Raw genomic sequence first — 21,863 nt, 5'->3', positions numbered from 1 at the left:
TAAAAGCGGCCTACTTGTAATACATATCCACCACCACGGCCGCATCGAAGGCGCCGGGGATCGGCAGCGTGCGCCACTTCAGGTCGGCACGGAATTCATCGTGGCTCTGGCCCAGCCCCATCAGCTCCTGCAGGGTGAACCAGTTGTTGAACGGCAACTGTTGCTGGCTCTCGGCGCGGGACAGCGAGATGCCCACCGAGCGGTTGTTGTCCGGTACCAGCAGATTGTTGATCACGCTGCCGCCGCCCGCCGTGGTGGCGAAGCGTGCGCTGACGGTGTAGGGCGTGTCGCAGCCCTTGCGCAGGTTCAGGCTGAAGTTCGCGGAACTGGCGACTTCACCGATCGAGGCCTTGCGTGACGGCGTGGGGAAGTTGACCACGCTCGGGGTGATGGTCAGCTCCGGCGTGCACGGCACGAAACGGATGCCGTTCATGCCGGTGACCACGTAGTTGAAGTTGCTGTTGGGGCGTGAGTTGAGCCCCCGCACGCCGTCCAGTTGGAACACGCGGTACGAGGTCAATGTACTGGCTTGGCCGCTTGGGGGCGTGGGGTCGTATTTCTCGATGAACACGCTGAAGTTGAGGGTGAAACGCGCCTTGTCCCAGCCGATGCAGTTGGAGGTGCAGCCTCGATCGGAAAAGAACCCGGTACCGACCTTGCCGGTGCTTTGGGTAATGGGCTGGTTGTTGTAGCGGATGCCCACGCGAATGCCGGTGCCGATGCTCACATTGGCCGGGTTGACGTAGAGATATATTTCCTCGCGGCCGTAGTTGTAGTCGTCTTTGCAGATCACATCGGTGGAGCGTGGGCCGGATTCCCAGATGATGCTGCCGTTGGGCGCATCGGCGGCTACCGCCAGCGCAGTGCCCAGCGCCTCCTGGGTGATGATCGAGCCGCTGCCATCCTCACGGCAGGCCAGCGCATGGCTGGTGGCGGGCAGGACCGCGCAGGCCCACAACAGCAGGGGTAAGCATCGTTTGGTGAGTGACATGGGGGCAAATACCTCGCGATCCATCAGTTGAGCGCCGCGCTGTGGCGGGCCTGCAAGCCGATATCGGTCATTTCGGTGAACTGGAGGGTGGTGCCTTTTGGCAAGGGGCTCGGTGCGCTCAGGGTTTTGCGCTCACGGGGCTTGAGCAGCAGATAATCGCTGAGCGTCTGGCTGTCGGTCTGCACATTGATCAGCGACAGGTGGAGCGCGCTGGGATTACTGACCGTGACGCTGTGCCCATCGGTGTTCCATACCAACTGCTGCACCGCCTCGGCCGAACCACCTTTGAGCGCGGGCGGCCGATAGAACAGCTTGAGCCGCTGGCGTATCGCGAACTGCACGCTGTTGGGGTCTTCCGGCTTGAGCGGGATTTCCATGATGTTCAGCCAGAACAACGACTCGCGGTCCACGGGCAAGCCTTCGCCCGCATACAGGATGCGCAACGGGTGATGCTCGCCGGCCGCCAGTTGCACCAGCGGCTCGGTGGCGGCAAACGGCACATCGTGCCCGGCTGAGTCATCCTCGCCGCTGATCCAGGTTTGCACCACGACCTCACGCGATGCCTGGTTGACCACGCCGATGTTGGCGGCCTTGTCCTGGCCGAAATAGATCAGGCGCGTGCCCTCGATCTGCAGCGCCGCATCGGCGGGCGATGGCGCGAGGGCCAGCAGCCCGCCGGCCAACAGCACCATTCTGAGTAGAAACATGAACACAGGTGAATTCCATGGGGCGTTTAGGGACGCGCTCCATGGTAGGGCGCGGGCGGCGCGAGGGCTTTGAGGCGATTCTTAAAAGTGCGCCACTGCCACCGCCTACCGTTTCAGAATCGCCTTAAAGTCATGTTTGCCCCTGACCGTTACCGTGATCGACGCTGATGCCCAACTGTCAGGTCTACCCTATGTCCAATAAAGCGTTACGCCTGCTGATTGCCGATGCCGACCTTCTGCAACGGATCAAGATCGAGAAAATGCTCAACCAACTGGGCTATTACCGCATCGCCCCATTGAGTTCGTTCGACGAACTGCAAGCGTTGACGCGCTCCGAAGGCGTGGCGTTCGACCTGTTGATCATCGACACCGCGCTGGTGCGCTCGCGGCAGGTGAACCTGCTGAAGTACTGCCACGACAACCCGCTGATTCGCCACACGCTGATCTACGACGGGCAATGTGCGCAGAGTTCGCTGGTGTCGGTGTCAGTGAGCCAGACCCTGCACTTGTCGCTGTCGCAGTCGCCGGACTTCAACTCGTTGCGTCGCTGCATGGAAATCGTGGATCCGGCGCAAGGTAGGCAGCCCCTGGAGCGTCCGGCACTGCGCGCCGTTGATACGGAGGGGGCGGCGCCCCGCGCGAGCAAACAGTCGATGGCCAGGCGAGCCACCTGCCAGGGGGACCCGGCGGTATTCGCCTGTGCGATCGGCCTGTCGCCCAAGCGCTGACTGCCGGGGCAGGCGTCAGCCGTGCCAGATGGGCAGGGTTTTATCTATCATGCGTCGACAGTCAGCGAAGTGATCCCCGATCGATCCTTCAGGCGCGATATCGAACATGCGCCGGGCCTGGGGCACGTCCACCGATCCGCGTTTTGCAGCGTCGGTGCGACCGTCAAAGGGCAGGGTGCCCAGGATGATTTCGGATACCAGCAGGCCGGAATGGCCCCGTTGTCGGTATTGCATGTCGCCTCCTGCTCAGCGTTGCACGTGAAGGTGTGAACGACATGGGGTGCGATGGTTTGAATTTTTTCATGAAAACTTCGTGCGCCTGCCGCACCATTGCGCCCAACAGGTTTGAAGAGGAACACCGCCTCCATGAGCGCACTGATCGAAACCCGCGCCCTCACGCGCATGGACGAGCGCCGCCAAGTGCCCTTGCTCCAGCCCACGGATTTCACCCTGCATGCCGGCGACCGCGTGTCGATCACCGGTGCGTCCGGCTCCGGCAAAAGCGTGTTCCTGCGCGCGCTGGCGCTGCTGGATGCACCCACGTCCGGGCAGGTCCTGTGGAACAATCAGCCGATCGGCTACGCGCAGATTCCCCACTACCGCAGCCATATCAGCTACCTGTCGCAGCGCCCGGCGCTGCTCGAAGGCTCGGTGGAAGACAACCTGCGCTTCCCCTTCAGCCTCAAGACCTTGCGCAAGCGCCGCTTCGATCTGGCGGCCGTGACCACACTGCTCGGGCATGCCGGCAAGGCGCCGGACTTCCTGGCCAAGCGCGCCGCCGACCTGTCCGGCGGCGAATCCCAGGTGGTTTCGCTGATCCGCACCCTGCAACTCAACCCCGAGGTGCTGTTGCTGGACGAACCCACCGCCGCCCTCGACCCCACCTCGTCCCGCGAGGTCGAGGCACTGATCGATGCCTGGTTTGCCGGTGACCCGTCCCGCGCCTGTATCTGGGTCTCCCACGACCTGGACCAGGCCCGGCGCATGAGTGACCTGCACTTGCAGATGAGTGCCGGTGTACTGAGCGCAGGAGCCCAGCGATGAATTATCAGAACCTCACCGCGCTGGACATGGGCATCGCCGCGTCGCTGATCCTCATCAATGGCGCGCTGTCGCTGCTGCTGCGTTTGGGCCTGGGCCGCCAGCTGCTGTGGGCGGCGGTGCGCACCGTGGTGCAACTGTTGGCCATCGGTTATCTGCTGGGCTGGGTATTCGAGTTCGCTTATTGGTACGTGGTGCTGCCGTTGATGTGTGCGATGACCCTGATCGCCGGTCTCTCGGCCGCCGGGCGTGGGCGGCGGACTTACCGGGGCCAGCGGGTCGATAGCATCCTGTCGGTGTGGGGCAGTTCGTGGCTGGTCACGGCCGTGGGCCTGTTTGCGGTGATCCGTATTCACCCGTGGTACGAGCCGCAGTATGCGATCCCGATCCTCGGCATGATCCTCGGCAACACGCTGACCGGCGTGTCCCTGGGCATCGAACGCATGACCCAGGAACTGACCTCGGGGCGCAACACCATCGAGATGATCCTGGCCCTCGGCGGCTCACGCTGGGAAGCGGCGCAGGAAGCGATCCGCCAGGCGGTGCGCGCAGGCATGATCCCGACGCTGAACCAGATGACCGTGGTGGGTATCGTCAGCCTGCCCGGCATGATGACCGGGCAGGTGCTGGCGGGGGAGAGCCCGGAGGATGCGGTGCGGTACCAGATCGTGATCATGTTTCTGATCGCCGCGTCATCGGCGCTGGGCACGGTGGGGGCGGTGTTGCTCACCTATCGACGGTTGTTTTCCAGCAGCCATCGATTCTTGCGTGATCGGCTCGAAGAGCGTTGAGCACGCCACTGACCGGTTTGGGAGCTGCTTTGTTGGCAGAATTTGCGCCACGACGAAGCGCCCACAGGGGATTTGCTCTGATGGGGAGATGTTGGGTTGTGTTCACGTGAGTGATTGTTTCGCCGGATGAAATGCTGGATTGTAAATCCTGGTGATTCCAACGGTCGGGGCAGCGGTGGAACATGCGGGGCGTCGATACCCCATTCCTTTGGAGCCTTTCATGATCAAACTCTACGGTTTCCCGTTGTCCGGCCACTCCCATCGGGTCGAGCTGATGCTGTCCCTGCTGGGCCTGCCCACGGACGTTATCCTGGTGGACCTCAAGCAAGGCGCCCACAAAGCCCCCGAGTTTATTGCTGCGATCAACCCTTTCGGCCAGGTCCCCGCCATTGATGACAACGGCGTTGTACTGGCGGACTCCAATGCGATCCTGGTCTATCTGGCGAACACCTACGGCAAAGGTCAATGGCTGCCGAGCGACCCGGTAGGCCAGGCCCGCGTGCAGCGCTGGCTTTCGGCCGCCGCCGGTCAACTCCACGCCGGGCCGGCGACTGCACGCCTTGCCCTGGTGTTTGGTGCCGAGGTCGACACCGCCGCCGCGATTACCCGGTCCCACGCGTTGCTGAAGCTGATGGAGGCGCAGCTTGGCCAAAGCCGCTTCCTGGCCAGCGAACGACCGACCATTGCCGATGTTGCCTTCTACACCTACGTCGCCCACGCGCCGGAAGGCAATGTCTCGTTGGCCGACTACCCTCATGTGCGTGCCTGGCTCGCCAGCATCGAGGCGTTGCCGGGCTTTGTCGGCATGCCACGCACGGCGGTGGGGCTGCAGGCGCAATAATGTGGATACCTTGTGATCAGGGCGCCTGTTGTGGCGAGGGCGCTTGCTCGCTCGCCACAGGAGGTGATGTTCATTCAACTGGAAGGCGCGCCGATGGATCGATTTCATGAAATGCAGGTGTTCCTGGCGGTGGCCGAGGAGGAGGGCTTCGCCGCCGCTGCGCGTCGCCTGAAAACCTCGCCGCCGAGCGTGACAAGGGCCATTGCCGCCATGGAGGAGCGCATCGGTACGCAACTGCTGGCGCGTACCACCCGCAGCTTGCACCTGACCGAAGCCGGCCAGCGCTACCTGGAAGATTGTCGGCGCATCCTGGCGGAGCTCGATGAGGCCGAGGAAGCGGCGGCGGGCAGTTATTCCATCCCCTGTGGCCACCTGACGGTCACGGCGCCGGTGCTGTTTGGCGAACTGTATGTGGCGCCGGTGCTGGGGGAATACCTGGACCGGTTTCCCCTGGTGAACATCAACGCCTTGCTGGTCGACCGCGTGGTCAACATGACTGATGAGGGGGTCGATGTGGCGGTGCGTATCGGCCATCTGCACGAGCCGGGGCAACAGGCGATCAAGGTCGGCGAAGTACGCCGGGTGGTGTGCGCGTCGCCGGCCTATCTCGACCAGCATGGGCGGCCTCAGCATCCTTCGCAGTTGCGCGAGGCCAAGATTGCGACGTCGTCGTCCAGCCAGTTGGTGAGTGGCTGGGAGTTCGTCGACCGTGGCCAGTCGTTGACCGTGCCCATCGAGCCGCGCCTGGTGGTCACGGCGAACAACGCCGCCATCAACCTGGCGCGCCTGGGCTGGGGCATGACGCGGGTGCTGTCCTACCAGATCGCAACAGCGGTGGCGGCGGGTGAACTGGAGATTGTCCTCGAAGCCTATGAAGCCGCGCCGCTGCCGATCCAGGTAGTGTTCCAGAAAAGCGCCCGCGTACCGGCCAAGGTCAATACGTTTGTCGACTTCCTCAGCCATCGCCTGGGCCAGGACGCCGCCCTGAACCCGGCGATGAAACGGCGCAACTGATGGAGCGTTATCGCGATATGCAGCTGTTCGCCGCGCTGGCCGGCCAACCCAGCCTGGCCGCAGCGGCGCGGGGTGCGTACGTCTCGGGCCCGACCCTGGTACGGGCAATTGCACGCCTGGAAGCGCGGTTGCGCGTGCCGTTGCTTGAACGCAGTACGCGAGGTGTGAGCCTGACCGACGCCGGCAGCGCGTACCTGGCGGACTGCGTGCGCCTGCTCGCTGCCGTGGAGGCCGCCGAAGCCTCGGCCAAGGGTTTGCATGTGCAGGCCCAGGGCAACCTGCGCGTGTTCCTGCCCTTTTTGTTCAGCCGCTATGTGATGGCGCCGGTGTTGGCCGACTATCTGGACCGATATCCCGAGGTGCACCTGGCGGTCCATTACCACGACTACTACCCGAACCTGCATGAAGAGGGGCTGGACGTGGCCATCCTGGTCGGTGAACTGCCCGACTCGTCGTTGATTGCGCGGCCGGTGGGGCAGGTGCGGCACATCCTCTGCGCGAGTCCCGACTACCTCGCCGCCCATGGCGAACCCCGGCACCCTGCCGACCTCAAGCAGCATCGGCTGATCGCCAGTGCCGACCAGGTGCACTGGGATTTCCATGGTTACCCGCTCAAGGCGCGTGCGCGCCTGGGGTGCGCCACGGTGCAGGGTGCGATCAATGCGGCGGTGCATGGCGCGGGGTTGATCCGCTGCCTGAGCTACCCGGTCCACGAGCATTTGCTCAGAGGGCAATTACGCCGTGTGTTGCCGGATTTCGAGCTGCCGCCACTGCCCGTGCACGTGGTGTATCGCCAAGGCCGCAACGCGTCGATGCGCGTGCGCAGTTTTGTCGACCACTGCCTGGCGGCCCTGCGAGAACACCCGGCATTTCAGCTGGCGTAAGAGTGGATTGCCTGGCGTGGTTATTCTCTCGCTGGCTGGCAGGGCGCAGCATCGACCCATTCACTATGAGGTGCTCGCCATGAACCTGATCGAACAAACTCCCTGGCACGCCGGCGAACGGCAGCTGCAAGCAGCGGTGGGCGTGGCCGACCGCATGGCCGTGGTCGGGCCCAAGGTGATTCGTGATCACCTGCCGGAACAGCATCGGGACTTCTACCCCTTGTTGCCGTACCTGTTGCTGGGCGTGGTGGACGCCCAGGGCATCCCCTGGGCGACCCTGATCGAAGGCGCCCCAGGGTTTGCCCACTCGCCGGACCCACAGACCTTGCAGGTCGACAGCCTGCCGTCCGCAGGCGACCCGGCCCGCAGCGCATTGCTCGACGGCGCATCGGTGGGCCTGCTGGGCATCGACCTCAACACCCGCCGCCGCAACCGCATGAACGGCCGGGTGAATGCGCTCGATCACGAGGGATTTTCCGTCGAGGTGGTGCACACCTTCGGCAACTGCTCCAAGTACATCCAGCTACGGCCGGTCGATTCCATTGCACGCAAACCCGGTACGCTGGTCGAGCGTTTCAACCACCTGGACGACGCGGCCCAAAGCATGATCCGCAACGCCGACACCTTCTTCGTCGCCAGCTACGTCGAGGGCGACGGCCAGCGCTCGGTGGACGTTTCTCATCGGGGTGGCAATACCGGTTTTGTGCGGGTTGAAGGCAACCTGCTGACCATTCCCGACTTCGCTGGCAACCTGTTCTTCAACACCCTGGGCAATTTGCAGGTGAACCCGGTGGCGGGCTTGCTGTTCATCGATTTTGCATCGGGGGATGTGCTGCAAGTCGCCGGACGCACTTCGTTGATCCTCGACGGCCCCGAAGTGGCCCGGTTCGAGGGCGCCCAGCGCTTGTGGACGGTGACCGCGGAACACGTGGTCCGCCGCCCGGCGGCATTGGCGTTGCGCTGGCAGTTCGCGGAGTTTTCGCCGTTCAGTCTGGCGACGGGGCGGTGGTAGGCTGGCCCGGACCATAGGAGGCCTTCGGGAACAACTGGTTGGTCATTTCGATGATCTTGCTGTGTGCATCGATAAACTTGCCCATCCGAGCGCCACCCGAGGTCGAGTCGTACAACGCCTTGCCCACCTGCCGACCGTTTTCAAACACCTGGATATCGGCATAGCTCATGTAGAGCGCCAGGTCCCAGCTCCATTGGCCAATGTACGTGGTCGACAGCGCGCAGCTTGCCGGTGGGCTGCCGGGCCGCAGTTCCCGAGTCTGGAACCCCTTGCTGCGCAGTTGTGCGGTGTAGGTCGTATTGAACCCTGCGCGCAAGCCTTCGGCGGGGATCATGCAGATCTCAGGGGCCTGGGCTCCGGTGAAGGCCACCGGGGTGACGGTTTGCGTGATGCTGCAGCCAGTCACGGCCAAGGCGGCCAGCATACAAGCGGGCGCTGTTATCAGGCGCATAGCGACTTCCCTATCGTCAGTAATGGCTTGATGATAGCAGCGATGATCCAATGTCGAACGCAGATCAACCGACAGGCCAGCCCGACTCCCACAAGGCTGCCATTCGTGCCCCCCGGTCAATACTCAATTGCGCCACCCTCGGTGTTTACCCTGGGCCCATCACGCAATACTCCCTCAGGATTTTGCCCTGAGGTTTGAACCATGAATGTACCGAGCCGTCTTGCGCTCCTGATCGCCGCAGCCGCTGTTCTCAGCGCCTGTGGCGAGTCGTTCAAATTACCGTTCCAGGCAGGCGTGGGCCCTGCGCCGCAGTTGCCGGAGCCCAGCACTTCGCTGATCCCCACGCTCAAGGTCTCCAAGGCCGTCGGCTGGCCCGACCAGGTGCAACCCACCGCGCCAGCAGGTTTCACCGTCACGGCCCTGGCCGACAACCTCGACCACCCGCGCTGGGTCTACACCTTGCCCAATGGCGATGTGCTGGTCGCCGAAAGCAATCACCCACCCATGCCCGAAGGCGCCACTGACGGCGGCACGGGGTTGATCGCCTGGGCACGCCGCACAGCGATGGGCATTGTGATGGGCCGTGTCGGCGCCGACACCCCCAGCGCCAATCGCATCACCTTGCTGCGCGATGCCGATCACGATGGGCATGCCGAGGTGCGCACTGAATTCCTCAGCGGCTTGATGTCACCTTTCGGCATGGCCCTGGTGGGCAATGAGCTGTACATCGCCAACGCCGACGCGGTGGTCAAGGTGCCCTATACCCCAGGCCAGACCCACATCGACGCCGCCCCGGTAAAAGTCACCGACCTGCCGGCCGGTATCAACCATCACTGGACCAAGAACCTGCTGGCCAACGCCGAAGGCACCCGGCTCTACGTGACCGTGGGCTCCAACAGCAACGTCGGCGAAAACGGCCTCGACGCCGAAGAGGGGCGTGCGGCTATCTGGGAGCTGGACGTGGCCAGCGGCGAAAAACGCCTGTTCGCCAGCGGCTTGCGCAACCCCAACGGCCTGGCGTGGAAACCCGGCTCCAGCCAACTGTGGACCGTGGTCAACGAGCGCGACGAAATCGGCAGCGACCTGGTGCCGGATTACCTCACGTCAGTACAGGACGGCGCGTTCTATGGCTGGCCGTGGAGCTATTACGGCAACCACGTCGACGTGCGCGTGCAACCGCCACGCCCGGACAAAGTCGCCCAGGCCATCGCCCCGGACTATGCCCTCGGCACCCACGTCGCACCGCTGGGACTGACCTTCTCCGATGCACGCGGCATGCCGGCAGCCTTTGCCGACGGGGTATTCGTCGGCGAGCACGGCTCGTGGAACCGCAACCCGCAGGCGGGCTACAAGGTGGTATTCATTCCATTCAAGGACGGCAAGCCTTCAGGGTCACCGGTCGACTTCCTCACCGGCTTCCTCAATGCCGAGGGTGAAGCGCAAGGCCGGCCAGTGGGTGTGACCCTCGATGGGCAGGGCGCGTTGCTGGTCGCGGATGATGTGGGGAACAAGGTCTGGCGGGTGGCGCAGGGCAAGCCCTGAGCCCGATAACGTCGCTCAAATTGACCCATTTCCATCGGGAGCAAGCGCCGTCCCACCGGGCGCTTGCTGCGAGGCTGCCAGTTTGCGCAACAACGGCAACACTTGCGCCCCGACATGAATGGCTTCTTCCAAATGCGGAAAGCCCGACAGGATGAAACTGTCCACGCCCAACTGGTGATACTCCTCGATCCGTTCCGCGACCCGTGCATAGCTGCCCACCAGTGCGGTGCCGGCGCCACCGCGTACCAGGCCCACGCCGGCCCACAGGTTGGCTGACACTTCCAGCTCCCGTGCGCCGCGTCCGCGGCCTTGCATCAGTTGCGTCTGGCGGCTCTGACCCACGGATTCATACGCGGCCATCTGCCGTTGCGCCTGGTCGATGGCGTCCTTGGGGATTTCTTCCAGCAAGCGTTCTACGTGTGCCCATGCTGCCTCGTCGGTGGGGGCGGCGAAGACGTGCAGGCGCAGGCCGAAGCGCAGGGTGCGGCCCTGGGCGGCGGCGAGTTCGCGCATGCGCTGGATGCGTTCGGCGATCATCGCCGGGGGTTCGCACCACATCAGGTAGGTTTGCCCGTGGGCCGCGCCGACACGCTCGGCGGCTTCGGAGGCACCGCCAAAGTAGATCGAGGGGATGTCAGCACCTGGCGCAATCGGGGTGTGAATGCCGCTGCGGTAGTAACGCCCCGGATGCGCCGGTGGCTGGCCGGCCCAGACGGCCTGGAACACCTGGAGGAATTCGGCGGTGCGTGCGTAACGTTCGTCGTGTTCCAGAAAGTCGCCCAGGGAGCGTTGTTCGAAGCGGCTGGAACCGGTCACCACATGCAGCGCCAGGCGGTTTTCGCTGAGCAGTTGCAAGGTGGCTGCACGGTGCGCGGTGTACGCGGGCAGTTCGGTGCCTGGGCGCAGGGTGAGCAGGAATTTCAGGCGGCGCACTTCCTGGGCCAGCACGGCGGTGATCAGCCACGGGTCTTCGAAGCCGCTGGCGGTCGGCACCATGATGCCGTCGAAGCCGGCCTGTTCGGTGGCCCGCACGATCTGGCGCAGGTAGTCCAGGGTCGGCGCGCGTTCGCCTTGCTGGAACAACCCGACCTTGGGCAGGCCGCTGCTGGTGAGGTGACGGCCGTCGCCATTGGTGGGCAAGAACCAATCCAACTGGATCGGTGGGCGTGCATCTGCGTTCATGCTACGGGCGCTCCTTGCGCAAGAGGGGGACGACTTGCTCGCCGAAGCGCAGCACTTCACTGACGGCCGGGCCGCCTTCCAGAACCACATGGCCCAGCCCCAGCCCGTGCAGCTCCTGCAGGCGCGTGGCGACCTGTTGCGGGGTGCCGACCAGGATCAGCGGCTGCCCAGGTTGCAGCTGCAACAGGTTCGGGTGCACCTCCCACTGGCGCAGCGGATGCCGGGCGCGGGGCAGGGTGGCCAGTGGTTCGGCGGGCAACTCCGGTACCGGCAGCAAGCTGGCGGCGCTTTCCCAGGCCAGGTCTTCGCTGTCGCCGAGGATCAGGCCGAAGGTGCAGGCCAGTTGCAGCGACGGTTGAACCGTCCGCCAGCGCTGGATCTCCCTGGCCAGCCACTGGGGATGGCCGGGTGCGAGCAGGCAAGCCTGCGCATGGGCCGCCACCAGCGCATGGCTTTGGCTATCGTCCAGCACCAGGCTGGGCGCGGGCAGTTCGCGACGGGCCACACCGGCGTTTTCCAGTTGAAAGTACAGGCCCTGGTAATCCAGGCCGCCGTCATTGGGCGTGAGCAGTTGCTGCAGGATGTGCAAGTACTCACCAATGCGCTCGCTGCGCTGGTCACGGTTGAGCCACTCACCAAAGGCACTGCGCTCACTGTTGGGCAGATGCAACTGCACCCGGTGCCCGCTGATGGATTGCAGGCTCTGCAAGGTGGTAGCCAGTGCCGCCGGCAACATCACTTCGGGTGGCACGCTCACCGACAAGCGCAGCCGCCGCGTATGCGCACACAGCGCCGCCGCCACGCCCAGGCTGTCGGCGCACAAGGCGCCGCCGGGAATCCACACGCCATCGAGGCCGGCGTACTCCACGGCCTGGGCCAACTGGATCCATTGACCCGGCCGCGCCGCCCAGTCGGGGGTGCACAGGGGCATCAACCAGCTGAATTCAAGAGGCATGCACAGGCTCCGTTATTCATCGTCTTTTCCAACCCAGCGCCGGCGCGATATCCCGCGCGAGGATCTCCAGGCGCTTGAGTATCTGCGCCTGGGTCGAGCTTTCCGCCTGGACCACGGCGATCACATAATCAGCATAAGGCAGCAGGGAGGGATCCTGTTGCAAGCTTTCGATCACTTCATCGGGATGGCCGTGGTGCACGTTCATCAGGCGCAGGTGTTCCTGCAAGTCCACCGCCTGGTCGATCAACCCTTCGCGTTGCAGGCGCGGGATATGCCGCTCGATATCCACCGCCAGCTCGGCCTGGGCGCTGGCGCGGTCGGCAGCAGGGAAAATCGCGCGGACCACGCCGATGCGCGGGGGGCGATCGGCATGTGCCCACGCCTGCAGATACGCGTCGGCCAAGGGTTTTTGCACGGTCAGCGGATCATGGGTGGCGGTGCCCAGCAACAGGCCATTGCCTTGGCGGGCGGTGTAGACCGCGCCGTCGGTGCTCCCGTGGGAATGCCACAGGCGTTCGCCCAGGCCTGGAGCGGGCGGTTGCAAGGTCAAGTCACCGGTCAGTGCGTGACCGTGCACAAGGTGCTGCAGACGTTGCTGACGCTCGGCGAAGTCCGCCTGGCGCTGGCCCGGGTCGCGATCGAACGCGCTGAAGTTGTCGAGGTTGGCACCGCCACTGCCCAGGCCCAATTGCACCCGCCCGCCGCTCAGGGCGTCGAGCACACTGGCGTCTTCGGCCAGGCGGATCGGGTCTTCGAACGGCAGCACGATCACCCCCGTGCCCAGCTCGATATGCCGCGTGCGCTCGGCCACTGCCGCCAGCAGCACCAGCGGTGACGGCAGGCGGCCGAAGCCGTTGCTCAGGTGGTGCTGGGCAATCCAGCCACCGTCGAAGCCGAGGGCTTCGGCCACTTCGAATTGTTCGATCAGGTCGCGGTAGACCTGTTGCGGGTCGTCGCCAAAGGCGTGGCTGAGAAAGCCCAGTTTGAAGGTCATGACGGGGTTCCTGTGGGCTGCCAGCCCAGGGCCGGCGCGATGTGCTCGCGGATGATTTCCAAGGCGCGGATCGCCTCGCGCAGCGGCGTGCTGGTGGTCTGCACCTGCAGGATCAACTGGTCGTGGATGGTCAGCGCCGGGCCTTGCTGCAATTGCTCGATGATCTGCTCCACCGGGCCGTGCAACACGCCGAGGCGCTTGAGGGTGGTGTCGAAATCAGCGTCCAGCCCGCCCTCGAGTACGCCGATGCTTTGCTGGCGTTGCACGTAGGCCTGGATATCGCGGCGGGTGGCGTCGTCCGGTGACGGCAGCAGGGCCTGCACCCGTGCAACCCGGGCAGGCGTGCCGTTGTCGCCGGTCCAGGCGTTGCGGTAGCGGTTCACCCGTTCTACACCGGCCTCGGCCGGCAAGTGCGGGTTGGGCGCCATGATCAGGCCGTGGCCGCGCTCGGCCACCAGCTCCACGCGAGACGTGGCCTCCCACAGGCGATGGCTCAGGCCATTGGCCCGCGGCAACAGGCGCGAGCCGCTGTCGGTCAGCGGCGCGTTGCCCAGGGCATTGAGCAACTGCTGCAGGTGCTGTTCATAGTCGCGATGACGCGCCTCATGCTCACGGCCAAACGCCAGGAACGTCTGGGGGTCAAAGCCGGCGCCGAGGCCCAGCTCCAGCCGGCCGTTGCTGAGCAAATCCAGCACGGCCGCATCTTCGGCCAGGCGCAGCGGGGCTTCCTGGGGCAACACAATAATTCCGGTGCCCAGGCTGATATGTCGCGTGCGCTGGGCGATGGCCGCCAACAACACCAGCGGCGCGGGCAGGCGCCCGTGCTCACTGGCGAAGTGGTGCTGCGCCACCCAGCCGCTGTCGAAGCCTAGCTCTTCAGCCACCTTGAACAGTTCCAGGGTGTCGCGGTACACCTTGGGATCAAACACGGGGCTGTAGACCCGGCTTAGAAACCCGAGGGAAAAGCCTGCACTCATGGTTTCACCTCATGGGCCAATTGCTTCTGCAACGCGGGCCCGGCGCTGATGGATTCCGGCAGGCCACTGAAGGGGCTGATGGTCAGGTAGCCCTTGTTCAGCCACACCGCTTCATCGTTCTGCTGGGCTGGGGTGGGGGCGGCGCTGTATTGGAAGCCGATACCCGGTTTGCCGGGCAGGTTGAATTGCTTGAGGTCGTCGGTGTACAGCGCTTCAAACCCCACGTAACTGCCTACGCGAGTGAGCTTCACGCCCTTGATCTGCGGGTCCTTGGGCAGGTTGATATTCAAGCCCAGGCCCGGCGGCAGCAGCGCGCCATCGGGTTGGCGATGCTGGTCGAGGGCGTGCACCAGCTTGGCGACCAGTTGGGCGGCGCGCTGCGGGTCTTTCTCCTTCAGGTCGGTACTCACCGCCAAGGCCGGAATCCCCGATTGCAGCGCCACGCTGGCGGCGTTGAAGGTGCCGGACGCCATATTGATCGCTCCCAGGTTGTTGCCTGGGTTGGGGCCGACGATCACCAGGTCGGGGTGTGGCATTACCTTGTTCAGGCCCATCAGCACGGCCATCACCGGCGTGCCGCTGATTTCGATCTGCACGTCCTTGCCGGCACATTCGCTGCTCTGGCACACGCCTTTCTCGGTGGTGCTGATGGAGTAACTGTCCGGGTAGGCCGGGTCGCTGTCGTGGCCGACCGTGACTTCGCGACCGAAAAAGAACGATCCGCCACGCGCACTCTGGTCGCTCTGCGGCGCGGCAATCTTCACCTTATGCCCCTGGGCCTTGAGCTCGGTGTAGAGGGCGCGGATGTTCGGGTGCTGATAGCCGTCGTCGTTGCTCAACAGGATATTCAGGGCGAACGCTTTGGGGGCGATCACGCTGGCGAAGGCGAGCATCCATGCGCGGTGTTTCATGCGGTTGCTCCTGTGCTGAAGCGGTTGGCCGGGCGCGGCAGGCCGAGGTTTTCACGCAGGGTGGTGCCTTCGTATTCGTGGCGAAACAGCCCACGGGCCTGCAGCAACGGAATCACCTGGTCGACGAACAAGTCGATGCTGCCCGGGAAGTAAGGGAAGAACACATTGAAGCCATCGCAGGCCCGTGCCTCGAACCAGTGTTCAAAGTAATCGGCGATATCGTCGGCGGTGCCGATCACCGGGTTGCCGCCTGCCAGGCGCAGGTACAGCTGGCGGATACTGAGGTTCTCCGTGCGGGCCAGTTCCAGCACCTTGTCCCGACGGCTGCCGCGCTGGCCCACGGGCGTGTCCGGCAACGGTCCGTCGAGGTCATGGCCGGACAGGTCGATGTCATCGCCGAGAGTATCGGCCAGCAGGCGCAAGCCCAGCACCGGGTCGATCAACGCCTGGAATTCCTCGAACAACGCCTGGGCCTGGTCGCGTGTGTCGGCAATGAACGGTGTGACGCCGGGCAGGATCTTGATGTGGTCGGGGTTGCGGCCCAGGGCGGCGGCGCGTGCCTTGATGTCCTGATAGAACGCCTGCGCGCCTTGCACGTTGTGGGAATGGGCAAAGATCAGCTCTGCCACGCGGGCGGCGAGTTGCTTGCCTGGCTCGGATGCACCGGCCTGTACCAGTACCGGATGGCCTTGGGGTGGGCGCGCCACGTTGAGCGGGCCGCGCACGGCAAAGTGTTCGCCGCGATGGTTGAGGGTGTGCAGTTTGGCCGGGTCGAAGTACTCGCCGCTGGCTTTGTCGCGGGTGAAGGCGTCGTCGTCCCAGCTGTCCCACAGGTCCTTGACCACGTCGTGGAATTCTTCGGCGCGCTGGTAGCGGTCGCCGTGGTCGACGTGGTGTTCACGGCCGAAGTTCCAGGCCTCATCGGAGACCACCGAGGTCACCAGGTTCCAGGCGGCGCGGCCCTTGGAGAGGTGGTCGAGGGAAGCGAACTTGCGCGCGATATGGTACGGCTCGTTGTAGGTGGTGGTGGCGGTGGCGATCAAGCCGATGTTGCGTGTGACGGCTGCCAGCGCCGACATCAATGTCAGCGGCTCGAAGTGTTCGGCACGGGCGGTACGGCTGAGCGCATCGTGGTGATGCCCCCACAGCGCAACCACATCGGCGATGAACAGGGCATCGAACTTGCCGCGCTCGGCAGTCTGGGCGATGTGTTTGAAATGGTCGAAATCCAGGCTGGCATCGGCCTGGGCCAGCGGGTGGCGCCAGGCGGCGACGTGGTGGCCGCTGTTGGCGAGGAAGGCTCCCAGTTTGAGTTGATCGGTGCGGCGGGTCATGAACAGGCTCCCTTGTGAGTCAGGCAAGAGGCCGGCGAACCGGCCCCGTGGAGCTGGGTTAGAAGTTGTACGTCACGCCGGTGTACCAGTAGCCGCCCGTGGTGCCGTACGGAGAGAAGTTGCCGTACGGGAAAGCGCCCGAGCTGCTGGCCAGTTTTGTGCGTTCCGGGTACTGGTTGAACAGGTTGTTGGCGCCGGCATTCAGGGTGATCGCCGGGGTCAGGTGGTAGTCGATGTTCAGGTCGGTGATCCACGCCGGCGAGAAGGTGCGGTCGAAGGCTTCGGCGGTGCCGTACTGGGTGTATTCGCCGTAGCGGGTCAGGTTGAGGCCGACTTCGAGTTTCTCGTAGGTCCAGGTGGTGCCCAGCAGCAGCTTGGATTGCGGCAGGCCGTACTTGAGGTTGCCCTGGCGCTGGCGGTCATAGCCACCGGTTGGGCCGAGGGCTTGCTGGGCCACGCTGGAGGCGTGGATGTCGTCGATCTCGGTGGTGTTCCAGTTGAAGCCCAGGGTGTAGCGCAGGTTGCCGTAGGCACCGATGCTCTGGCGGTAGTCGCCGACCAGGTCGACGCCACGGGTGGTGGTGTCGAGGGCGTTGGTGAAGTAGGTCACCGCCTGGTTCGGGTTGAGCCCGGCCGCGGCGAGGATCGCGCTGATCTGCGCCGTGCCGCCCAGGTAGCCGGTCTGCGCGATGCGATCCTTGATTTTGATCTGGTAGGCATCAAGGGTGATGCTGGTCGCGTCCGTCGGTTGCAGGGTCAGGCCCAGGCCGAAGTTGGTGGATTTCTCCGGCTTGAGGGTTTCGGCGCCGAGGGCCTTGGCCACAGCTGAATCCACGGCCACGTTGCGGTAGTCGAACAACTGGCCGTTGACGCTGGTTTGTGAGGTGGAGCTGTAGATCTGCTGGGCCAGCGACGGCGCGCGGAAGCCGGTGCTGAAGGACCCGCGCACGGCCAGGATCGGGGTCAACTGGTAGCGGGTGGCGAACTTGCCGTTGGTGGTGGTGCCCGAGCCGTCGTTGTAGTGCTCGTAGCGACCCGCCAGGTCAACGTGCCATTTGTCCGTGAAGTCCTGGCCAATCTCGCCGTAGCCGGCCAGGCTGGTACGGCCTTTTTGCGCGGCGTCTTCAGGCGTGGTGCCGGCACCGGAGATGGTGCCCGGTGCGATCAGGCCACCGCTGGCCCCTGTGGTGAACGGGCCGCTGGCGTAGGAGGCGTAGTCGCCCTTGCCGATCTTGTAGTTCTCGTAGCGCTGTTCCAGGCCCCAGGAAATCTGCGTGGGCTTGTGCAGGCCGAGGTCGAAGGCGCGGGTCAGGTCGAGGTTGTTGGTCCACTGGCTGAAGGTTTTCACGCCGGTGTCCACCGAGGTCGGCGAGTCCGGGCCGTAGCTCAGGTTGTAGGTGTGCCGCAGGGTGGCTTCGGCGTGGTCCTGGCCGTAGGTGCTGGACAGGTCGTAGTTCCAGCCGGCGAGTTCGCCCTTGCCGCCGAACGCGACCTGGAAGTCATTCTCGATGAAGCGCAGGGTGTCTTCGACGCCTTCGGAGAACGGCGTCTGGATGCCGTCGAAGCTGCCGGGCTGGTGGAAGGCCAGGGGTTTTTCCGAGTTGCGCCGGGTGTAGGTGGAGAACGAGTACAGCGTCAGGGCGTCGTCCACCGGCAGCTCGGCGTTGTAGCCGAAACTGAAGTTGCGCGCTTCGGGCAGGCCGGTGCCGTAGTAGGTGTGCTCCAGGCTGGTGTTGCCGGCGCTGTCGGTGTACGGGGCCTTGTCGGAACGGTCGGAGATCTTCTGTTTCTTCACGTCCAGGGCGAGGTTGATGAAACCGTCATTGGGCAGCGCCAGGCCGATATTGCCGGTCTGGCGTGCGGTTTCGCCGTCGCCGTTTTCATAGTTCTGGCCGTAGCTGGTGGACAGGCTGCCGCCGTGGTCGGTCTGTTTGAGCACTACGTTGACCACGCCGCCGATTGCATCCGAGCCGTACTGGGCCGAGGCGCCGTCGCGCAGCACTTCGACGTGATCCACCAGGGCGGTGGGGATCATGTCCAGGTCCACCGGCTGCGAGCCGGAGTTGAGGTAGGTGCCGTTGTTGAGCAGCGCGCTGTTGTGGCGACGCTTGCCGTTGACCAGCACCAGCACCTGGTCGCCGTTGAGGCCACGCAGGCTGATCGGACGCACCACCGAGGTAGAGCCGAAGCCCGACGACGCTGGCTGGTTGAGCGATGGCAAGACTTTGCTGAGCGCACGGGTCAGGTCGCCCTGGCCGGTGGCGAGCAGTTGTTTGGACGAGATCACATCCACCGGCGCCGGGCTTTCGGCCAGGGTGCGCGCCTGGCCACGGTTGCCGATCACCACCACGGTGTCCAGCGGGTTGTCGCTGGCCGCGGCGTCGGCGGCGAGGGTCAGGCTGCTGTAGCTGGCGGCCTCGCACAGGGCGACGAATAACAACGTGTGGGCGAAGGCTCGGTTGGGCCTGCGGGACGTATTCATGATGGGCAACACTCCAATGGGTAAGGTGGCTTGTTGAGTTCAAGCTCTGGTGGGAAGCGGGAGAGCAAGGGCTGTGCCATCTGTAAAAGTTGTTTGAAAACAGTGGCTTGATTGGTGACACGCTGGAGGGTTGGTGTTTTTCTAACAGGGCAAAGGGCAGGCTGTTGGTTTTTGTGCAGGGCACCGATCCCTGTCGGAGCGAGCGTGCTCGCGAAGAACGTCAACGATGAAAAGGGTTGCCTGAGTGAACGCAGAGCCCTCACGTTTTTCGCGAGCACGCTCGCGCCTACGGGAGAGGTGCTTGGCACAGCCCTTGCTGACTCAGCGCCATACCTAAACCCAAGGAAGCTTTTTCTGTATGCCTAGACCCGGCCCGCGCAACGCCCTCACCGATATCCCAGGCCTCACGGTCGGCCACGCCACGGACCTGCACGTCGACACCGGCGTCACGGTGATCCGCCCCGATGGTTTCTGGACTGCCAGCATCGACATCCGTGGCGGCGGCCCCGGCGGGCGCGAAACCGCCGCCCTGGAGCCGGAAAACATGGTCGGCCAACTCCACGCCCTGGTCTTCGCCGGCGGCTCGGTGTTCGGCCTGGGCGCGGCCGATGCGGTGGCTGCAAAATTGTCCCAGGACCAGGTGGGCCTGCACCTGAAACCCGGTGCCCCGGCGATCCCCATCGTGCCCGCTGCGGTGTTGCACGACCTGGCCAATGGCGGTGACAAGGATTGGGGCCTGGAACCGCCTTACCGGCGCCTAGGCTTTGAAGCGCTGGCGAATGCCGGCGCGGACTTCGAACTGGGCTCCGTCGGCGCCGGCCGTGGCGCCATGGCGGGAGTGTTGAAAGGCGGGCTGGGCACGGCTTCACTGGACCTGGGCGATGGCTTGATCGTCGCCGCGCTGGTGGTCGCCAACCCGATTGGCTCGGTGTACATGCCCGACGGCAAGACCTTCTGGGCCTGGCCCTGGGAAGTGGCGGGGGAGTTCGGCGGCCAGCGGCCTGAAGCCGAGATGAATTGCAGCGACCCGATGCCGGAGCTGTCACGCCTGGATTCCATGGGCCGCCTGCAAGCCGGGGCCAACACGACGCTGGTGGTGGTTGCCAGCACCGCGCGTCTCACCGTCGCCGAGTGCAAGCGTGTGGCGATCATGGCCCAGGACGGCATCGCCCGCGCCGTACGCCCGGCGCATCTGCCGTTTGATGGCGACACGGTGTTTGCGTTGGCGTCGGCGGCGGTCGAATTGACGGACGGGCCGCGTCGGCAGGTGGAGATTGGCTGTATTGGTTCGGCGGCGGCGGATTGCGTGGCGCGGGCGATTGCCAGGGGAGTGTTCGCCGCTCGGGGCCCTTCAATGTAGGCGCTGGCTTGCCGGCGATAGCGATCTGTCAGTTGGAAAAGGTGCAAGCCGACCTGCCGCTATCGCCGGCAAGCCGGCTTCTACCGTTGGGTGAAGCGCGAGGCCCGCTGCTGGGCCTTTGCGGCCTGCTCCGGCAACCCCAACGCTTCATACACCCGCACCAGGCTCCGATTCGTCGGCACATCCCACCCGTCATACCGGCGCCGCAATTCCAGCGTTTGTTGCGCTCCAAACCAGTCCCCCGCTTTCAATCGCGCATCCAATTCGACCTGGGCAAACAGGTCGCGCTGCGCATGGCTGCCACCTATCTCGTTCAGCCTCGGCAGGGCGACAGTCAGTTGTGCCAGTGCCTGTTGCCACTCTCCGCGTGCATGGGCCAGCAAGCCGTTCGCCAACGGCAGCGTCACTTCCCCCCACACCGGCCGTGCGGCGGAGCTGTACTGCCGCAACGCGGCGAGCAGCCCATCCGCCTCCGGCTTGCCGGCCCGGGCCAACCCATACAGATACTGCACGCTCAGGAACGGCTGCACCGTATCGCCGACCCGGCGTTGCAGGTAGGGCGCCAGCGCCTGCCAGCGCTGGCCCACGTCGATGCCGGCCAGTTCCAGGCGCGCGAGCAGTGACACGGCACCGACCTGGTCCTGGGAGTATTCCGGGAGGATGCCCCACACGTGTTGGTCGTAAATCTCCAGCACGCGTTGATCCTCGCCCCGCGCCAGGTAGAACAACGCCAGGTGCCACCAGTTGTGGGTGTACATGAACGAGTTCAAACCGTCCCAATGGTGGGCCACGTTTTCCAGGAACGCCGTGCCTTCCTCGATGCGGCCCTGGGTCAGCATCACATGGGCCAGGGCGTGCTGGGCCCAGGGCTCCGAGGGTTGCAGGCGCAAGGCTTCCAGTGCGCTGGCTTCGGCTTCTTCGAGCAAGTGGCATTGCTCGTAGGCGAACGCCAGCAGGCCGTGGCTGTGAGCAATGTCGGGTGCGCCCGCCGTGGCCTTGAGGCCGATGCGCAGCAGGGCAGGCCAGTTGCCGCGGTTGAATTCCAGGTACTGGTTGAGCTTGGCGGCGAACAGGTCGCGGGGGTAGCGGTCGAGCAGGCTTTCGCTCACACGCAGGACTTGATCGAGGTCGTCCCTGATCCAGGCTTGCAGCGCGCCAAGGTACAGCTGGGCGCGCGGGTGAGCGGCGTGTGCTGCACGCTGTCGGTATTTTTCCGCCAGCGCCGGGCCTTCGGGGGACTCGATGAACATCAGCAGCAAGCCGGCAAACGCGTTGGCCAGCGCAGAGTCGGGGTTGGCATCGGCGGCGGCGAGGATGCCTTCGGCGCGGGGTTGATAGCCGAGGAAGCCGCCGATGAAATCGTCCAGCCCTTGGCGGGTGACAGGGTCGGTGGTGTCGATGGGGTTGCCCAGGTAATCCAGTGACATGCGGTTCAGGCTCTTGAGTTCAGATACGCATTGCAGGGCAAACCTTGTGCCACCCAACTCCCTGACACCTTGTAGGAGCCGGCTTGCCGGTGATAGCGGTCTATCAGCTTGCTTGTTTGCCGGTTGATACATTGCTATCGCCGGCAAGCCGGTTCCTACAGGGGGTGTTGCTTTTTGCACAGTCGCGCAGGTTGCTGTGGTTTTTTCATCACCCTGCAGGCAGTCAAACCCTGCAATCC

General features: G+C 64.7%; 21 protein-coding genes. 9 read left to right on the top strand and 12 right to left on the bottom strand.

Annotated elements, in window-relative coordinates; genetic code table 11:
• Positions 1 to 10: 10 nt before the first annotated feature.
• Complete coding sequence (locus BM70_RS0104830) at positions 11 to 991, bottom strand: fimbrial protein (RefSeq protein ID WP_025854950.1); 981 nt, start codon at positions 989 to 991, stop codon at positions 11 to 13.
• A gap of 23 nt (positions 992 to 1,014) precedes the next feature.
• Complete coding sequence (locus BM70_RS0104825; protein WP_043274166.1) at positions 1,015 to 1,698, bottom strand: molecular chaperone; 684 nt, start codon at positions 1,696 to 1,698, stop codon at positions 1,015 to 1,017.
• 191 nt (positions 1,699 to 1,889) lie between these two features.
• Here BM70_RS0104825 and BM70_RS0104820 point away from each other — a divergent pair, with 191 nt between their 5' ends.
• Positions 1,890 to 2,426: a hypothetical protein gene (locus BM70_RS0104820; protein WP_025854948.1), complete on the top strand. Its 537-nt coding sequence runs from the start codon at positions 1,890 to 1,892 to the stop codon at positions 2,424 to 2,426.
• A gap of 15 nt (positions 2,427 to 2,441) precedes the next feature.
• On the opposite strand, the gene BM70_RS33895 is transcribed toward BM70_RS0104820, so the two are convergent.
• Positions 2,442 to 2,660, bottom strand: coding sequence for a hypothetical protein (locus BM70_RS33895; RefSeq protein WP_025854947.1), 219 nt, complete (start codon positions 2,658 to 2,660; stop codon positions 2,442 to 2,444).
• Between the two features lie 132 nt (positions 2,661 to 2,792).
• On the opposite strand from BM70_RS33895, the gene BM70_RS0104810 reads away from it, so the two are divergent.
• The 6 genes from BM70_RS0104810 (at position 2,793) to BM70_RS0104785 (ending at position 8,009) form a co-directional block, all read left to right on the top strand.
• Positions 2,793 to 3,470 carry an ATP-binding cassette domain-containing protein gene (locus BM70_RS0104810; RefSeq protein ID WP_025854946.1) on the top strand — a complete coding sequence of 226 codons (678 nt, stop codon included), beginning with the start codon at positions 2,793 to 2,795 and terminating at the stop codon, positions 3,468 to 3,470.
• Complete coding sequence (gene fetB / locus BM70_RS0104805; protein WP_025854945.1) at positions 3,467 to 4,258, top strand: iron export ABC transporter permease subunit FetB; 792 nt, start codon at positions 3,467 to 3,469, stop codon at positions 4,256 to 4,258. Before BM70_RS0104810 ends, fetB begins: the two co-directional genes overlap by 4 nt.
• A gap of 220 nt (positions 4,259 to 4,478) precedes the next feature.
• Positions 4,479 to 5,099, top strand: a complete 621-nt coding sequence (locus BM70_RS0104800; RefSeq protein ID WP_025854944.1) for a glutathione S-transferase family protein — start codon at positions 4,479 to 4,481, stop codon at positions 5,097 to 5,099.
• 93 nt (positions 5,100 to 5,192) lie between these two features.
• Positions 5,193 to 6,113 (top strand): LysR family transcriptional regulator, encoded by a 921-nt coding sequence (locus BM70_RS0104795; protein WP_025854943.1) that lies wholly within the window; start codon positions 5,193 to 5,195, stop codon positions 6,111 to 6,113.
• The gene (locus BM70_RS0104790; RefSeq protein WP_025854942.1) at positions 6,113 to 6,997 is read left to right on the top strand and encodes a LysR family transcriptional regulator; all 885 of its coding nucleotides are present in this window, start codon (positions 6,113 to 6,115) and stop codon (positions 6,995 to 6,997) included. The genes BM70_RS0104795 and BM70_RS0104790 overlap by 1 nt, the downstream gene beginning before the upstream one ends.
• Positions 6,998 to 7,076: 79 nt before the next feature.
• Positions 7,077 to 8,009 carry a pyridoxamine 5'-phosphate oxidase family protein gene (locus BM70_RS0104785; RefSeq protein ID WP_025854941.1) on the top strand — a complete coding sequence of 311 codons (933 nt, stop codon included), beginning with the start codon at positions 7,077 to 7,079 and terminating at the stop codon, positions 8,007 to 8,009.
• Here the strand turns inward: BM70_RS0104785 and BM70_RS0104780 are convergent.
• Positions 7,984 to 8,460, bottom strand: a complete 477-nt coding sequence (locus tag BM70_RS0104780; protein WP_025854940.1) for an Sbal_3080 family lipoprotein — start codon at positions 8,458 to 8,460, stop codon at positions 7,984 to 7,986. The two genes, BM70_RS0104785 and BM70_RS0104780, sit on opposite strands and share 26 nt — an antisense overlap.
• Before the next feature lie 201 nt (positions 8,461 to 8,661).
• Between BM70_RS0104780 and BM70_RS0104775 the strand changes: the two genes are divergently transcribed.
• Positions 8,662 to 10,002 carry a sorbosone dehydrogenase family protein gene (locus BM70_RS0104775; RefSeq protein ID WP_025854939.1) on the top strand — a complete coding sequence of 447 codons (1,341 nt, stop codon included), beginning with the start codon at positions 8,662 to 8,664 and terminating at the stop codon, positions 10,000 to 10,002.
• Between the two features lie 15 nt (positions 10,003 to 10,017).
• Here the strand turns inward: BM70_RS0104775 and BM70_RS0104770 are convergent, their stop codons facing one another.
• Genes BM70_RS0104770 through BM70_RS0104740 form a run of 7 tightly spaced genes read right to left on the bottom strand, consistent with a single transcriptional unit; the run spans position 10,018 to position 18,837 of the window.
• A complete protein-coding gene (locus BM70_RS0104770) occupies positions 10,018 to 11,184 on the bottom strand; it encodes an LLM class flavin-dependent oxidoreductase (protein WP_025854938.1) in 1,167 nt (388 codons plus the stop codon).
• 1 nt (position 11,185) lies between these two features.
• Positions 11,186 to 12,139, bottom strand: coding sequence for an LLM class flavin-dependent oxidoreductase (locus BM70_RS31095; RefSeq protein WP_043274161.1), 954 nt, complete (start codon positions 12,137 to 12,139; stop codon positions 11,186 to 11,188).
• A gap of 16 nt (positions 12,140 to 12,155) precedes the next feature.
• Positions 12,156 to 13,133 carry an LLM class flavin-dependent oxidoreductase gene (locus BM70_RS0104760; RefSeq protein ID WP_025854936.1) on the bottom strand — a complete coding sequence of 326 codons (978 nt, stop codon included), beginning with the start codon at positions 13,131 to 13,133 and terminating at the stop codon, positions 12,156 to 12,158.
• The gene (locus BM70_RS0104755; protein ID WP_025854935.1) at positions 13,130 to 14,110 is read right to left on the bottom strand and encodes an LLM class flavin-dependent oxidoreductase; all 981 of its coding nucleotides are present in this window, start codon (positions 14,108 to 14,110) and stop codon (positions 13,130 to 13,132) included. Before BM70_RS0104755 ends, BM70_RS0104760 begins: the two co-directional genes overlap by 4 nt.
• Positions 14,107 to 15,021 (bottom strand): 5'/3'-nucleotidase SurE, encoded by a 915-nt coding sequence (locus BM70_RS0104750; RefSeq protein ID WP_025854934.1) that lies wholly within the window; start codon positions 15,019 to 15,021, stop codon positions 14,107 to 14,109. Before BM70_RS0104750 ends, BM70_RS0104755 begins: the two co-directional genes overlap by 4 nt.
• Complete coding sequence (locus BM70_RS0104745; protein WP_025854933.1) at positions 15,018 to 16,355, bottom strand: LLM class flavin-dependent oxidoreductase; 1,338 nt, start codon at positions 16,353 to 16,355, stop codon at positions 15,018 to 15,020. Before BM70_RS0104745 ends, BM70_RS0104750 begins: the two co-directional genes overlap by 4 nt.
• A 58-nt stretch (positions 16,356 to 16,413) precedes the next feature.
• Positions 16,414 to 18,837: a TonB-dependent siderophore receptor gene (locus tag BM70_RS0104740; RefSeq protein WP_025854932.1), complete on the bottom strand. Its 2,424-nt coding sequence runs from the start codon at positions 18,835 to 18,837 to the stop codon at positions 16,414 to 16,416.
• Between the two features lie 358 nt (positions 18,838 to 19,195).
• Between BM70_RS0104740 and BM70_RS0104735 the strand changes: the two genes are divergently transcribed.
• Positions 19,196 to 20,197 carry a P1 family peptidase gene (locus tag BM70_RS0104735; protein ID WP_025854931.1) on the top strand — a complete coding sequence of 334 codons (1,002 nt, stop codon included), beginning with the start codon at positions 19,196 to 19,198 and terminating at the stop codon, positions 20,195 to 20,197.
• A gap of 80 nt (positions 20,198 to 20,277) precedes the next feature.
• Here BM70_RS0104735 and BM70_RS0104730 read toward each other — a convergent pair whose 3' ends face one another.
• Positions 20,278 to 21,624, bottom strand: a complete 1,347-nt coding sequence (locus BM70_RS0104730; RefSeq protein ID WP_025854930.1) for a tetratricopeptide repeat protein — start codon at positions 21,622 to 21,624, stop codon at positions 20,278 to 20,280.
• Positions 21,625 to 21,863: the final 239 nt, after the last annotated feature.

The sequence above is a fragment of the Pseudomonas sp. CHM02 genome (assembly GCF_000612585.1).
In the GTDB taxonomy this organism is placed as follows: domain Bacteria; phylum Pseudomonadota; class Gammaproteobacteria; order Pseudomonadales; family Pseudomonadaceae; genus Aquipseudomonas.
Note: the sequence above shows the minus strand (reverse complement) of the source record. Positions and strands in the feature narration are given on the sequence as shown.